Below are 13,687 nucleotides of genomic sequence, written 5' to 3' on the forward strand. Positions count from 1 at the left end.
CCGTCACCCCCGGAGGCCCACCGGTGCCCCAGCTCGCCTTCGCCAACAGCTTCTGGCAGAGCTTCGACGTCCTGGAGAAGCCGATCAAGGCCGGCGTACGCAAGGCGATGGAGAAGTTCCAGCAACTCACCATCGCCGAGCTGCACTCCGACAAGGGACTGCACCTGGAGTCGGTGCACAACGCCCGTGACCCGCGCATGCGGACCATCCGGATCAACGACTTCTGGCGCGGCGTCGTGCTCGCCCCCGACGACGGTAGCGACACGTTCCTGCTGCTCAACGTCGTGCCGCACGACGGCGCGTACACCTGGGCGGCGAAGCGCCTCTACACCGTCAACACGGCGACCCGGGCGTTGGAGGTCCGCAACGCGGTCGCCATCGAACAGCTCACCCCGGCGCTGGAGAAGGCGGCAGCGCAGGCGCCGACGTTGCTGTTCGCGAAGCACTCGGACACGGCGCTGCGGCACCTCGGCATCGACGACCAGGTGCTGCGAGCCGTCCGCACGATCATCGACAAGCCGCAGTTGGAGGCGTTCGGGACGCTGCTGCCCGAGGACCAGTTCGAGGTGTTGCAGTATCTCGCCGAGGGGTTCACCCCGGATGACGTCTACCGCGACCTCGTCGCCGAACGTCGTCCGGCCGACGCCCCGGACGAGCCCAGCGAGAGCCTGGCGATGGCGATCGTCAACACCGCCAACCGGATCACGCTGGTGACCCGGCCCGACGAGCTGGCCGAGATCCTCGACAAGCCGTTCGCCGCGTGGCGGGTGTTCCTGCACCCGTCCCAGCGGCGGGTCGCCTACCGGGTGTCGTACAAGGGGCCGGCGCAGGTGACAGGCGGCCCCGGCACCGGCAAGACGGTGGTCGCCCTGCACCGGGTCAAGCACCTGCTCTCCCGTACGCCGGACAGTCGGGTGCTGCTCACCACGTACACAAATGCCCTGGCCGCGACGCTGCGGACGAACCTGGCGTCGCTTCTCGGCGATGAGGAGCAACTGGCACGGGTCGAGGTGACCACCGTGAACGCCTTCGCCAACCGCGCGTTGCGGGCGCTCACCGGCCGAGCGGTCACCCCGATCGGCGACAGCGGCGAGCGGCAGGTGTGGCGGCGGGTGGGCCGGCGGCTGGACCTGCCCTGGACTGAGCAGTTTCTTGCCCAGGAGTTCCGGCACGTCATCCTCGCCCACGACGTACGCAGCCGAGACGACTACCGCGCGGTCAGACGCCGGGGACGTGGGTCGGCGCTGGGCACCCCACAACGCGACCAGGTATGGGCCGCCGCCGAGATGTTCCTGGCGGAGCTGTCGGCGGCCGGCAACCTCACGCACCTCCAGGTGTGTGCGCAGGCGGCGCAGCTGCTCGGCCGCGCCGACCTGACCGTGCACGGGTACGACCACGTGGTTGTCGACGAGGCCCAGGATCTGCACCCCGCGCAGTGGCGGGTGCTGCGCGCCGCCGTCGCACCCGGACCGGACGACCTCTTCATCACCGGCGACCCGCACCAACGAATCTACGACTCGCGGGTGTCGCTCAGTGCCCTCGGCATCTCGGTCGCCGGACGCAGTAGTCGGCTGCGCATCAACTACCGCAGCACCGAGGAGATCCTGACCTGGGCCACCGGTGTGATGGCCGGGTCGCGGATCGACGACCTCGCGGGCGAGGGCGAGGACAGCCTGACCGGATATCGGTCACTGCTGCACGGCACGCGACCCAATGCCCAGGGCCACAACACGCAGCAGACCGAGGTCGCAGCCCTGGCCAAGCGCGTGGGGGAGTGGCTCGACCAAGGCGTCCAGCCCAGCGAGATCGCGGTCTGCGCACGGTTCAACCTCCTACTGAACACCGTGTACGACGAGCTGACCGCCGCCGGTGTGCCGGCCGTATGGGTTCGCGACCAGCCGAGCCCCGACAGCGAAGGAGTACGGCTCGCCACCATGCACGCGATGAAGGGCCTCGAATTCCGCTGCGTCGCAGTGGTGGGAGCCACGGCGAGGGCCGTTCCCTTCGCCAAGGAGGTCACGCCCAGCGAGGTGGACCAGCTGCAACACGACAGCGATCTACTCCGGGAACGCTGCCTGCTCTTCGTCGCGAGCACCCGCGCGAGGGAGGCGCTGCACGTCTCGTGGAGCGGCCAGCCCAGCCCGTTCCTGTCGTTCGCGTCCAGCTGATGCGATAGCAGAGCAGCCGGACGCCCCGGGTGGTGGCTTCCCGAGCGCCTCGACGACCACGACCCCTCGATACTGACAATCGTCTATGGATATACGTGTCCTGTTGGCGCTAACGTGACGGAAAGTCGTCGATTCGCGACTGGTTCCGGGCGATCGTGAGAGCGGTGACTCCTGGTCCGGAGACGCTCACGGCGGCGTGGGGCGGGTGGGACGTGGCCGACGCGGGACGGCCCCGGCACCACCGGGTGATCCGCCCGCCGCTCGTTCGAGGCATGGCCGGCCGCCGCCGCGCAGGGCAGACCAGGAGCCGGGACCGTCGTGCGACGGCGGACCTGCCCGAGGTGCGCGGCTGAGTGTTGGCCCTGCCCGCACCGGGGATCGTCGGTCCCGGCCAGGTGGCCGGGTCGCGTCTGGTGGTCCCGCTGTTCGGAGTCCGGGCCCGAGCAGCGGGACTCCACCCGGGCTGAGGCACACCCACCAACCGCACCCCTCAGGAGACCGCGTGCGACAAAAACCACCCCACCGGCGGCGGCCGGCGCTCGTCGCCGCCGCCACCACCCTCATCCTCGTCGGCGCGGCCGTCACCCAGACCAGCGCCTCGGCGGCGGCCACCGGCTGCCAGGTCACCTACTCGGTCAGCTCGCAGTGGCAGGGCGGCTTCGGCGCCAACGTCGCCATCACCAATCTCGGCGACGCCATCGACGGGTGGCGGCTGACCTGGAGCTTCGCCGCCGGACAGACCATCACCCAGCTGTGGAACGGCAGCCACACCCAGACCGGCGCCCAGGTCACCGTCACCAACGTCGCCTACAACGGGGTCATCCCCACCAACGGCAGCACGAGTTTCGGCTTCAACGGCGCGTGGACCGGCAGTAACCCGGCGCCGACCTCCTTCGCCCTCAACGGCACGACCTGCACCGGCGCGGTGAGCCCCACGACGCCACCGCCCACGACGCCACCGCCCACCACACCGCCACCCAGCACGAGCCTGCCCTGTGACATCTACACCGCGGGTGGCACGCCCTGCGTCGCGGCGCACAGCACCACCCGCGCCCTCTACGCCACCTACAACGGCTCGCTGTACCAGGTGCGCCGCTCCTCGGACAACACGACTCGGAACATCGGTGTGCTGACCGCGGGCGGGCGGGCCAACGCCGCCAACCAGGACAGCTTCTGCGCCAACACGACCTGCGTCATCACGGTGATCTACGACCAGTCCGGGCGCGGCAACAACCTCGGCTACCAGGGTGCCGGTGGCATCGGTGGCGCGGTCCAACCCGCGGTCGCGACCCGAGAGCCGTTGACGGTCGGCGGCGACAGGGTCTACTCGCTCTACATCCCCGGCAACAGCAGCTACTGGCGTGACGGGCACCTGACGGGCATCCCGACCGGTGCCGCGCCCGAGGGCATGTACATGGTGACCAGCGGTACGCACGTCAACAGCGGCTGCTGCTTCGACTACGGCAACAGTGAGACCACCCGGCGGGCCGACGGCCGGGGCACGATGGACGCCATCTACTTCGGCACGAGTTGCTGGTTCGGCGGGTGCTCCGGCAGCGGTCCGTGGGTGCAGGCCGACCTGGAATGGGGTCTCTACCCCGGGCAGCAGCTCCTGGAACCCCAACCAACGAGCGTTCAACAGCAAGTTCGTCACGGCGACGCTGAAGAACAACGGGACGTCCCGCTTCGCCATCAAGGGCAGCAACGCCCAGTCCGGCAACCTCTACACGCTCTGGGACGGCGCGCTGCCCTCGGGCTACAACCCGATGAGGAAGCAGGGCGCCATCATCCTCGGCAGTGGCGGCGACTGCTGCATCGACAACTCCAACCAGAGCGTCGGCACCTTCTACGAGGGCGCGATGGTCGCGGGCTACCCGTCCGACGCGACCGAGAACGCGGTGCAGGCGAACATCACCGCCGCCGGCTACCGCTGAGCCCGCGTGGCCCGGCCCGGGAATCGTCCCGAGCCGGCCACCGGTCACCCGAGCAACCAACGGGGTACGTCGGCGTCGGTCACCGCGTCAGCTTCTGGTCCACCGCTGGCTGGTCGCGCCGGTACAGCTTGCGAGAACGACCGGGGTGCTGTTGGCGGTGCCACCGGCGTTCGGCGCGAGGCACAGGCCGGACTGCACGCCGGTGATGGTGCCGTCGCTGTTGACGTTCCACTGCTGGTTGGTGCCGCCGGTGCAGTCCCAGATGATCGCCCGGGTGCCCGCCGTGGTGCCCTGGCGCTCGGCGTCCAGGCACTTCGTGCCGTACACCTGGAGTTGCTTGGCGGCGGTCGGCGTCCACTGCTGGTTGGTGCCGCCGTTGCAGTCCCACAACGCGACCTGGGTGCCGTTGGTCTGCGACCGCGACGGGACGTCCAGGCACCGACCGGCGTTGGTGTTGCGCAGCGGCCCGGCCGTGCCGCCCGGTGGCGGAGTGGTCGGGTTCGGCGGCGGCGTGGTGGGGCTTGTGGTGTCGAAGCCGAGGAACCGGATGGCCTGCGCGGCGTCGAACGGGATGGAGTGGCCGTACCCCTGGAAGCTGATGGCCTCGACGGGCGCCGTGCCACCGGTGCCTCCGTACCGGGTACGGGTGGCGCTGGCCTGCGGGGAGTCGGTGTAGCTGGGGGTCTGGGACACGCCCAGGACGTTTGTCCACTGCTTGACCTGCTCGCCGAAGTTGACGTAGCTCAGCGTGGTGTCCGTGGTGCCGTGCCAGATCTGCACCCGGGGACGACTGCCGGTGTAGCCGGGGTAGGCGTTGCGCACCAGGTCACCCCACTGTTGCGGGGTCCGGACGATGCGCCCGCCGGAACACTCGCTGTTCCACTCGGCGCCGTTGGTGGTGGCGAAGCAGCCAAACGGGACCCCGGACGAGCTGAACCCGGCACTGAACAGGTCGGGGTAGAGGCCGACCATGACGTTCGTCATCATGGCCCCGGAGGAGAAGCCACCCACGGCGATCCGGTTCGCATCGACCGGGTAGCGGCCCCGGACGTAGTCGACCATGGACTTGAGGCCGATCGGGTCGCTGCCGCCGTCGCGCCGCAGCGCCTGTGGGGAGGAGACATCCCAACACTTGCTGCTGCGGGTCACCGACGGGTAGATCACGATGAAGCCGTAACGGTCGGCGAGGGTGCTGAGCCCGAAACCGGAGTGCACGGCCGGGCCGCTGCCGGTGCAGTAGTGCAACGCGAGCAGGAGGGCTGGCTGGGCCGCGACCCGGTCCGGCACGTACAGGTGCATCTGGAGGTTCGTCGGGTTGGTGCCGAAGTTGGTCACCTGGGTGAGCGTCGCGGCCGACGCCGGGGTGGCGGCCGTGACCACGGCCGTCATCGTCGCCAGGGCCGTCGCGAGCGCGGCGGCCAGCAGTGCGATCCTTGATCTCATCGGCGCTTCCTCTTGTGCGGGGTCGGGGGACTCGGCGGCAGCACAGAGCGCGGACGTGCGTCGTCCGCCGCGCGTCGCCGGCGGCCACTGTCGAGTCCTGATGCGACGCCCGGATGCCCGGCCGGACGCCGTGACGCCGAGGCCGACCAGCGGGAGCTCTCCCGCGAGCCGCGAACGCTGGCCGCCTCGACATCGACTGTGAGCGATAACATGCCGTTCGTCAAGTTGTAACGTATGACGTCAGTCGATTGCTCGGAGGCTTGTTTTTCGTTGGGGCGGGAGTGTCACAATGGCGGTGGTGCTCTGGCGGCTGACCGCTCGGGCCCGGGGGAGGGCCTTCCGCAGGAAGCGGACGGTGGGCACGAACCCGGAGGCAGTTCATGGATCTTGTGCCGCACGCTGACGCCATCTCCGGCCTGGTCGATCTGCTGGGTGCCGCACTCCAGCTGACCGCCGCGGTCGTCACCCTGCTGGCCGCCGGCACGGTGCGTCGACGCCGTGGCGGCCGGGGCGACGACGAGGACGCGTAGCGCGTCGTGAGATCTCCGATCCGACCGCGACATCCGTGTGCGTCGACGACAGGCCGCGCGCGGGGCCGATGTCCGTCCAACGGCGCCTGCCGGTCGTCAGTCGTCGGCCCCGCCCGACGGCCGCACAACGGTCAGGTCGGGCTCGCCGGCGATCGGTTCGAGGGCGTGCACGATCCGTAGACTGCCGTCGGCCGCGGCGTCCTCGTCCGTGAGCACCAGACCACTGCTGCCATCGGTGCTGACCAGCCGCCACCTGTCGGGGTAGAGGCTTCCGTCGTCGACCACTGCCCGGACCCCGAATGCGCGGGCCAGGGCGACCGCCAGCTCCAGCTCGTCCTGACCGGTGGCATCGGCGAGCTCGGTGTCGCCGACCAGGACCCAGCCGAACTCCTCGTCGTGGTCGGGCGGCGTGAACATGGCGACCGGTCGAGGATCGTCGACCTGGCGGTCCGCGATCCGTCCGACGTAGACCCCTCCCGGCGCGATGCCATAGCTGTCCTGGAGAAACCGCCGCAGCGTGGCAGCGGGTATCTCTTTTTCGAACTGGATCTGATAGACCACCACTCACTCCTGGTACTTGCTGTGATGGCGGAAGACCTCCAGCGCGCGGGCTCGGTGCGCCGGCGTGTTGTAGGGGTCCCTGGACAGCTCGGCATCGGCCGCGTCGAGGTCGCCGTCAAACTTGATGTAGGCCTTGAGCGACTCGTACTCCTGATGGTCCAACGCCTCCAGGCCGGGCCCAGACTCGGGGACCATCCTCCCGTCCTTGGGGATGTAGGTGCGTCCGTTCACCACGTAGCGCTGGCGGCCGGCATCCCAGGTTGCCCGACCACTGTTGATGTCGTCGATGTCCTTGGTGACGTCCGCGGTGGGCAGGACGACGGTGTTGGCCGCCTTCGTGCGGCTGCCCGGCTGGACTCTTTCCAGATTGTGGCGCGGGTGTGGAGGTAGCTGCGGTTTCTTGCCAGCAGGTCCGGCGATGCGTCCGGTGGTCGTGCTCGAAGAGGCTCCGGTGTCTGGCGGTGACCTTCGTGCGGCGTTCGGTTGCGTCGAGGTCGGCGCGGCGGCCCGAATCGCCGTGGCGCAGCGACCCGCGGCCTCCTGGTAGAGGCCCTTCGCCTGAAGAGCAGCGGCCCGAGCCTCCTGGCGTTCCGCCTCGCACAGCCGGGCCGATCGGCCGATGAAGCTGGCCATCGAGTAAGCGGGTTCACGTTCTCCCGACGCGTCGGACTCGGTGAGACCTCGCCAGATCCCCGACCCTTGGGGACTCCGACGGGTCACCGCGCAAAATTGACCGAGCAGGCTGCGGTACTGATTGTCGGCCGCCATCCCCCTCTGCAGCGCGCTGCGGGACTGCCGCTGGACCCGCTCCACCTCGTCCGCGAACGAGGAAAGGGCTCGGGCGCAGGCCAGGTAGGCGTCCGCCAGGGCCTTCGCCTCACTGGGCAGCGGCGCGAGCTCCTGCTCGACGGCCGCGGCGAAGTCACCCCGCAGGGCCAGCGCGCCGCTGCCCGCCGCGATGGAGCGTAGCCGCGTGCCGTGTCCGTCGGCCTCCTCGCCTCCGCGTCGGAAGTCGGCCGCCATCGCACGGATCGAGGCCGGCTCACCGGGGGTCGGATCGCCGTCGTAGATATCGAGGACCTGCCACTGTTCCACGTCGGTCGGCGATCAGCCGTTGATGCCCCCGGCCAGCCTGGCGTCCAGATCCTGGTGCTCGCGGACGACACCGACCAGGAACGTGGACATGCCCTCCAGCCCGCCGATCATGTTCTGCGCACCGGTGGTCCACTGCTGGTAGGAGTCCTGGAAACGGCCCGAGGCCAGTTGGGTGCGGAACTCGCTGTTGACCAGTTGGTCGATCATCGACTTCAGGGCGTTCAACTTCTGGGTCATCTCCTCCTGCCCCGTGGTCAAGGTGCGGGCGGCCGACTGGAGGCCCTCGTAGCCGACGCTGACGTCACTCATCGCTCGTCCCCTTTGCTTGTTGATTGGTCGATAACTCGTTGGCCAGTGTGCTGTCCAGCTGGGCGTGGCCCGTGACCACGTCGGTGAGCCGGTCCGCGGCGGCTGCCACCGCGGCCACCAGGCGCGTCTGGTGTTGGACCGCGGCCTTGGTGAACTCATAGAGGGCCTGGTCGACGTCGCGGGAGCCGGTCCTGGGCAGCTGGCCGGTCTGCTGCCGGGCCGACTCCAGCTCGGAGCGCACATCCGTCAGCTGCCGCACGGCCTGAAGGACCGCGTCCCTGTCGAAGCCGAACCCGGTCGCCATCGCCCCGTCCCCCCTGAAAGCCGCGCCGTTCTCGGTCGAACCCAACCCCGTAGCCCGCGCGCACGGGCACGAGACGTAGATCAACTCCTATGTGGACGGACACCGCCGAACGATCTTCCGGAGTATGGTTCGCACCGACTGTAATGCCTGATGGCAAGGAGCGCGAAGGTGCCGAAACCCCAGTCGCCGCACCAGCTCATCGCGGGACGGTACCGGTTGGAGAGTGTCCTCGGCCGGGGCGGCATGGGGGTGGTCTGGCGGGCGACCGACGAGCTGATGGGACGCACCGTCGCGGTCAAGGAGGTCCGCGTTCCCCTCGGGCTTCCGACCGAGGAGCGTCTGCGGTTCGCGGAGCGGGCGCTGCGCGAGGCCCGCAGCGCGGGGCGCATCAACCATCCGGCGGTCGTGGCGATCCACGACGTGGTCCCGGCCAGCGGCGACGACGAGGCCGTCTACCTCGTGACGGAGTTGGTGGAGGCTCCGACGCTCGCCGATCTCCTCGACCGGGAGGGGGCGTTGTCACCGGATCGGGTGGCGACGATCGCCGTACGCGTGCTGGGGGCACTGGCCGCGGCGCACTCGGTAGGTGTGGTGCACCGTGACGTCAAGCCCGGCAACATCATGGTGCTCCCCGGTGACGAGGTGAAGCTGCTCGACTTCGGCATCGCGCACGTGGCGGGGGACACCCGCCTCACCCGCCAGGGGATGATGGGGTCGACCGGTTACCTCGCTCCGGAGCTGTTCCACGGCAACGACCCGACGCCGGCGGCCGACCTGTGGTCGGTGGGTGTGACCCTCGCCCAGGCCGTGACCGGTGAGCTTCCGTTCGAGGGGGCCTCCACCGCGGCCACGCTGCACGCGGTCCTCTACGACGACCTGCCGGCCATTCGCTGCGAGGAGCCGCTGTCCACGGTGATCGCCGGCCTGCTCACCCGGGACGTGGCGCAACGGTTCACCGTCGAGCAGGCCCGTGACCTTCTTGACGCCCCGGTCAACGCGGGCGTGTCCGCCCGGCGCGACAGCCCCGCCGCCGGGGCTGGGGAGCACGACCAAACCGGCCCCGCCCGCCCCGCCCCCGAGGGCGAATCCTGGGAACGGCACGCCACCACCGTGCAGCCGGCGGGGCCCACGCCTCCTCGGCAACGCCCGGTCGCGCCAGACACGCCATCGACCGAGCAGCCGGCGGTCAACTTCCTCGCCGAGGTGCCGAGGAGAACCGTCATCGTCAACATCGCCACCCGGTTCGTCGTCGTGGGCCTCGTCCTGTGGGTGGCCGGCCTGCTCGCCAGCCTGCTGCTGATGACCGGCCGCCCCGACTGGACGCTGTTCCCCGCGATCCTCCTCCCGCTGCTGGTGGGGGCCGGGCTGGTGGTGAGCATCGTCAGCCCGCCGCACGGCTGGGTCCAGCTGACCAACCGTTCGATGCGGATGCACTTCCGCCGTGGGCAACCGACGCATCTGCTCTGGGAGCACGTCGCCGCCGTCACGGTGGGGCCTGGTGCCGGCAGGTCGGCCACGCGCGCCAGGCTCGGCATCGAGCTGACGACTGACGCGCCGGCGGGCACGATCAACCGCTGGAAAGCCCGCGGGGTGCTGCGCGACCAGGACGGCCACGGGCCGGTCTGGACCGTCGGCGACCTCGATGCCGAGCCTTCGGTCCTGGTGGACGAACTGACTGCCACCGCTCCCGGTCAGGTCCGCATCGCCGGTCCGACCGACGAGACGCCGGGCGGGTCCACCCGAGCCTTCCTGCCGCTCGGCCGTCGGTGGCCGATCCCGGTGCTGTCCTGCCTGCTGTTGGTCGTCCTCGTCGTGGCCGGCCACGTCTTCGTACGGCAGAGTCGATCGGCGATGGTGGAGCTCGACGCCGAGCGGGTCAGCACGCTGGCGTTCAGCCCGGACGGCACCACACTCGTCAGCGCCGAAGACGAGACGTCGAGCATCACCTTCTGGAATGTCGCCGACCGCACGGCGATGGCCACCGTGCCCGCCCACACCAGGGGTATCGAGGTGCTCAGGTTCAGCCCGGACGGAAAGACGCTCGCCAGCGGTGGGCACGACGGCGTGGTCAAGCTCTGGGACGTCGCCAGCCGGCAGCACCGGGCCGACCTCACGTTCGGCGACTACGGCAGCGTCGACCACGTGGTCTTCTCGCCACAGGGTGACAGCATCGCCGTCCTCGGCGGGCTGCGGGTGATGATGTGGCGGCTGTCGTCCACGGACGCGCGCGTCGATCTGCCCATCGACCCGGAACCCGAGCCGATCGACTTCGACGAGCTCCGCTTCGACCAGGACGGGAAACTGCTCGTCGCCTTCAACTACCGGGGCGGTCTGCACGCCTGGGAGACTGCCAGCGGTCGCCAGACCTCCCAGGTGGACGCGCCCCTCACGCCGTGGGCGCAGACCACGTCCGACTCGAAGGTGTTGCTCCGCACGCCCGGCTCCAACCAGGTCGTGACCACCCTGGTCGGTGACTCGAGTGGCACTTTCGGTTCCACCGCCTTCGGCCCGGGAGACCTGTTCGTGGCTGCGTCCGTGGGCGACATCCGGATCTGGCACACCACGACCGGCCGTACCGCGCACCTGTACAAGCCACGAGTCGTCCCCAGCCAGCGGGTGCCGGAGTCGGTGGTGGCAATCAGCTCCACCGGCACCGTCGCACTCGGTGGCTACTCCGGGCTGTGGCTGTGGACGTACGACTCGGGCCGCTGAGCCCGACGTCAGCGCCTGTCGCACCGGCTGTGACACGTTGACTGACAGCACTGTGGACGGACGTTGGCGCGCAACCGATCGGAGTATGGTTCGCACCGACTTCCGTGGACGATGGCAAGGAGCACGAGGGTGCCAGATCCGCAGCCGGCGCAGCGTCTCGTCGCGGGGCGTTACCGGCTGGAGAGCGTCCTCGGCCGGGGCGGCATGGGTGTGGTCTGGCGGGCGAGCGACGAGCTGATCGGGCGGACGGTCGCCGTCAAGGAGATCCGCGCCCCGCTCGGCCTGCCCAGCGAGGAGCGCGGGCTGTTCGGCGAGCGGGCGTTGCGCGAGGCGCGCACCGCCGGACGGATCAACCATCCGGCCGTCGTCGCGGTCTACGATCTCGTGCCGGCGACGGCCGACGACGAGGCCGCCTACATCGTGACGGAGCTGGTGGACGCCCCGACGCTCGCCGATCTCCTCGACCGGGAGGGGGCGTTGTCACCGGATCGGGTGACGGCCATCGCGGTGCGGGTGCTCGACGCGTTGCGGGCGGCGCATTCGGTCGGTGTGGTGCATCGGGACGTCAAGCCCGGCAACATCATGGTGCTGCCGGGTGACGAGGTGAAGTTGCTCGACTTCGGCATCGCACGGGCTGTGGGGGACGCTCGCCTGACCCGTCAGGGGATGATGGGGTCGACCGGCTATCTCGCTCCGGAGCTGTTCCACGGCAACGACCCGACGCCGGCGGCCGACCTGTGGTCGGTGGGTGTGACCCTCGCCCAGGCCGTGACCGGTGAGCTTCCGTTCGAGGGGGCCTCCACCGCGGCCACCCTGCACGCGGTCCTCTACGACGATCTGCCGGCCATTCGCTGCGAGGAGCCGCTGTCCACGGTGATCGCCGGCCTGCTCACCCGGGACGTGGCGCAACGGTTCACCGTCGAGCAGGCCCGTGCGCTCCTCGGCGTCCCGGTCAGCGCGGGCGCCACCGGCCGGCGGGACAGCCCTGCCACCGAACGGCCCGGCCCTACCGGCGGCGACCCCGAGGTAGAGGGTGAGGCCTGGGAGCGGCAGGCCACCACCGCGCAGCCCGGCGGCCCCGCACCACCTCGCCAGCGACCGGCGGCGACCCGGTCGACCGACTCGTCGACGACCAGCTTCGTGGTCGCGGTGCCGGAGCGCCTGCGCAGGATCAACGTCGCCGCCCGGCTGGCTCTTCTCGCCGCCGTGCTCTGGGTCACCCTCCTGGTCGTCAACCTGGTGTTGGTCGTCGGCCTGCCGGAGTGGACGGTGCTCCCCGCCGTCCTCCTGCCACCCCTGGCGGGGGTTCTGTTGCTGTGGAGCATCGTCGATCCTCCGCACGGCAAGCTGAGCGTGGGCAGCCGTTCGGTGCGCTTCGAACGTGGTGGCGGATCACCGCAGGAGGTGCTGTGGAAGGACATCCCCAGCATCACGGTGTGGTCAGGAGCTGAAAAGCCCAGGATCGGCACCGAGCTGACAGGTGGCGTGCCGGCCTCCACCACCGACGTCTGGAGGCGCACCGGCGTTCTCCACGAAGAGGCCGGCAAGAATCCGGTCTGGGTCGTCGGCGACGTCGTCGGCGTCAACCCGGCGCGAATGGTCGACACACTGCGGGCCGCCGCGCCGAGCCACGTCCGGGTCGCCGATCCGTCGCGCGAGCTGCCGGGTTGGTCACCGCGTGGTCTCCGACCACTCGGGTCTCGGCGGCCGTGGGCGGTGCTGTGCTTCGTGGTGGTGGCCGGCCTGATCGCGGGCGGTCACCTCTACCTCCACCAGCGGCAGGGGGCATTGGTGGCCCTGCGCGACGACCCCGTCAGCGCGGTGGCGTTCAGCCCGGACGGCAAGACCCTCGCCAGTGCGAACACCGCCACGTTCAGCATCACGCTGTGGAACGTCGCCGACCGCAGGGCCACGGTCGTGGTCCCGGGGCACACCAACAGGATCAACGTGCTGGCCTTCAGTCCGGACGGCAAGACCCTCGCCAGCGGCGGGGAGGACGGCATCATCAAGCTCTGGAACGTCGCCAACCTGCAGAACACGACCACGCTGACCGTCGGGCGCGGCGTCTCCACCCTGCTGTTCACCCCGCAGGGCACCAGCATGGCGGCCCTCAGCCACGGCGAGGTCAAGGTGTGGCCCCTGCTGTCTCCGGACAGCCGCATCGACCTGGTCACCCGACAGGCGGACGTCGAGACCATCCGCCTCAGCCAGGACGGCCGGGTGCTCATGACGCTCGACCAGCGGGGTTCCCTGCGCGCCTTCGAGACCACCAGCGGCCAGGACGCGGCCCGCATCGACGGGCCGGTGACGCCGTGGGCGGAGGTCACGGGCGATGGTGAGGTGCTGATCCGCAGCACGGGCCCCAACCGGGTCCTCGCCACCCTGGTCAGCGAGGCCGGCACTCCCGGTGCCACGGCCTTCGGCCCGGACGACCTCTTCGTCACCGTCCGCCGGGACGAGGTCCGGATCTGGCGTACGACCACCGGCCGGACGGTGCACACCTACCGGCCCGGTCCTTTCACCGGCCCCGACCTGGCGTCCGACGTGGTGGCGCTGAGCCCTGCCGGCGCTGCCGCACTCGGCGGGGACGAGGGGCTACAACTGTGGACGTACGGCTCGGACAGGTGAGGG

General features: G+C 70.2%; 10 protein-coding genes and 1 pseudogene. 6 read left to right on the top strand and 5 right to left on the bottom strand.

The window, feature by feature from the left end:
* Positions 1-23 precede the first annotated feature (23 nt).
* The 3 genes and pseudogenes from AB0B14_RS01345 (at position 24) to AB0B14_RS01355 (ending at position 4,102) form a co-directional block, all read left to right on the top strand.
* Positions 24-2,168: a UvrD-helicase domain-containing protein gene (locus AB0B14_RS01345; protein ID WP_357520521.1), complete on the top strand. Its 2,145-nt coding sequence runs from the start codon at positions 24-26 to the stop codon at positions 2,166-2,168.
* A 164-nt stretch (positions 2,169-2,332) separates the two neighbouring features.
* Positions 2,333-2,521 carry a hypothetical protein gene (locus AB0B14_RS01350; protein WP_357520523.1) on the top strand — a complete coding sequence of 63 codons (189 nt, stop codon included), beginning with the start codon at positions 2,333-2,335 and terminating at the stop codon, positions 2,519-2,521.
* A 149-nt stretch (positions 2,522-2,670) separates the two neighbouring features.
* Positions 2,671-4,102, top strand: a pseudogene (locus tag AB0B14_RS01355) (arabinofuranosidase catalytic domain-containing protein).
* Between the two features lie 87 nt (positions 4,103-4,189).
* On the opposite strand, the gene AB0B14_RS01360 reads toward AB0B14_RS01355, so the two are convergent.
* Positions 4,190-5,545, bottom strand: a complete 1,356-nt coding sequence (locus tag AB0B14_RS01360; protein ID WP_357520525.1) for a PHB depolymerase family esterase — start codon at positions 5,543-5,545, stop codon at positions 4,190-4,192.
* A 380-nt stretch (positions 5,546-5,925) separates the two neighbouring features.
* Between AB0B14_RS01360 and AB0B14_RS01365 the strand changes: the two genes are divergently transcribed.
* Positions 5,926-6,075, top strand: coding sequence for a hypothetical protein (locus tag AB0B14_RS01365; RefSeq protein ID WP_357520527.1), 150 nt, complete (start codon positions 5,926-5,928; stop codon positions 6,073-6,075).
* 96 nt (positions 6,076-6,171) lie between these two features.
* Here AB0B14_RS01365 and AB0B14_RS01370 read toward each other — a convergent pair whose 3' ends face one another.
* Genes AB0B14_RS01370 through AB0B14_RS01385 form a run of 4 tightly spaced genes read right to left on the bottom strand, consistent with a single transcriptional unit; the run spans position 6,172 to position 8,344 of the window.
* The gene (locus AB0B14_RS01370; RefSeq protein ID WP_357520529.1) at positions 6,172-6,636 is read right to left on the bottom strand and encodes a hypothetical protein; all 465 of its coding nucleotides are present in this window, start codon (positions 6,634-6,636) and stop codon (positions 6,172-6,174) included.
* A gap of 3 nt (positions 6,637-6,639) precedes the next feature.
* Positions 6,640-7,731, bottom strand: coding sequence for a hypothetical protein (locus tag AB0B14_RS01375; protein ID WP_357520531.1), 1,092 nt, complete (start codon positions 7,729-7,731; stop codon positions 6,640-6,642).
* Between the two features lie 12 nt (positions 7,732-7,743).
* Complete coding sequence (locus tag AB0B14_RS01380; RefSeq protein ID WP_357250008.1) at positions 7,744-8,040, bottom strand: WXG100 family type VII secretion target; 297 nt, start codon at positions 8,038-8,040, stop codon at positions 7,744-7,746.
* On the bottom strand, positions 8,033-8,344 hold the full coding sequence (locus AB0B14_RS01385; RefSeq protein WP_357520533.1) for a hypothetical protein: 312 nt from the start codon (positions 8,342-8,344) through the stop codon (positions 8,033-8,035). Before AB0B14_RS01385 ends, AB0B14_RS01380 begins: the two co-directional genes overlap by 8 nt.
* Before the next feature lie 168 nt (positions 8,345-8,512).
* Between AB0B14_RS01385 and AB0B14_RS01390 the strand changes: the two genes are divergently transcribed.
* Both AB0B14_RS01390 and AB0B14_RS01395 read left to right on the top strand, forming a co-directional pair.
* The gene (locus AB0B14_RS01390; RefSeq protein ID WP_357520535.1) at positions 8,513-11,056 is read left to right on the top strand and encodes a serine/threonine-protein kinase; all 2,544 of its coding nucleotides are present in this window, start codon (positions 8,513-8,515) and stop codon (positions 11,054-11,056) included.
* Positions 11,057-11,185: 129 nt separating this feature from the next.
* Positions 11,186-13,684 (top strand): serine/threonine-protein kinase, encoded by a 2,499-nt coding sequence (locus tag AB0B14_RS01395; RefSeq protein ID WP_357520537.1) that lies wholly within the window; start codon positions 11,186-11,188, stop codon positions 13,682-13,684.
* Positions 13,685-13,687: the final 3 nt, after the last annotated feature.

Source organism: Micromonospora sp. NPDC049171, assembly GCF_040648275.1.
In the GTDB taxonomy this organism is placed as follows: Bacteria; Actinomycetota; Actinomycetes; order Mycobacteriales; family Micromonosporaceae; genus Micromonospora.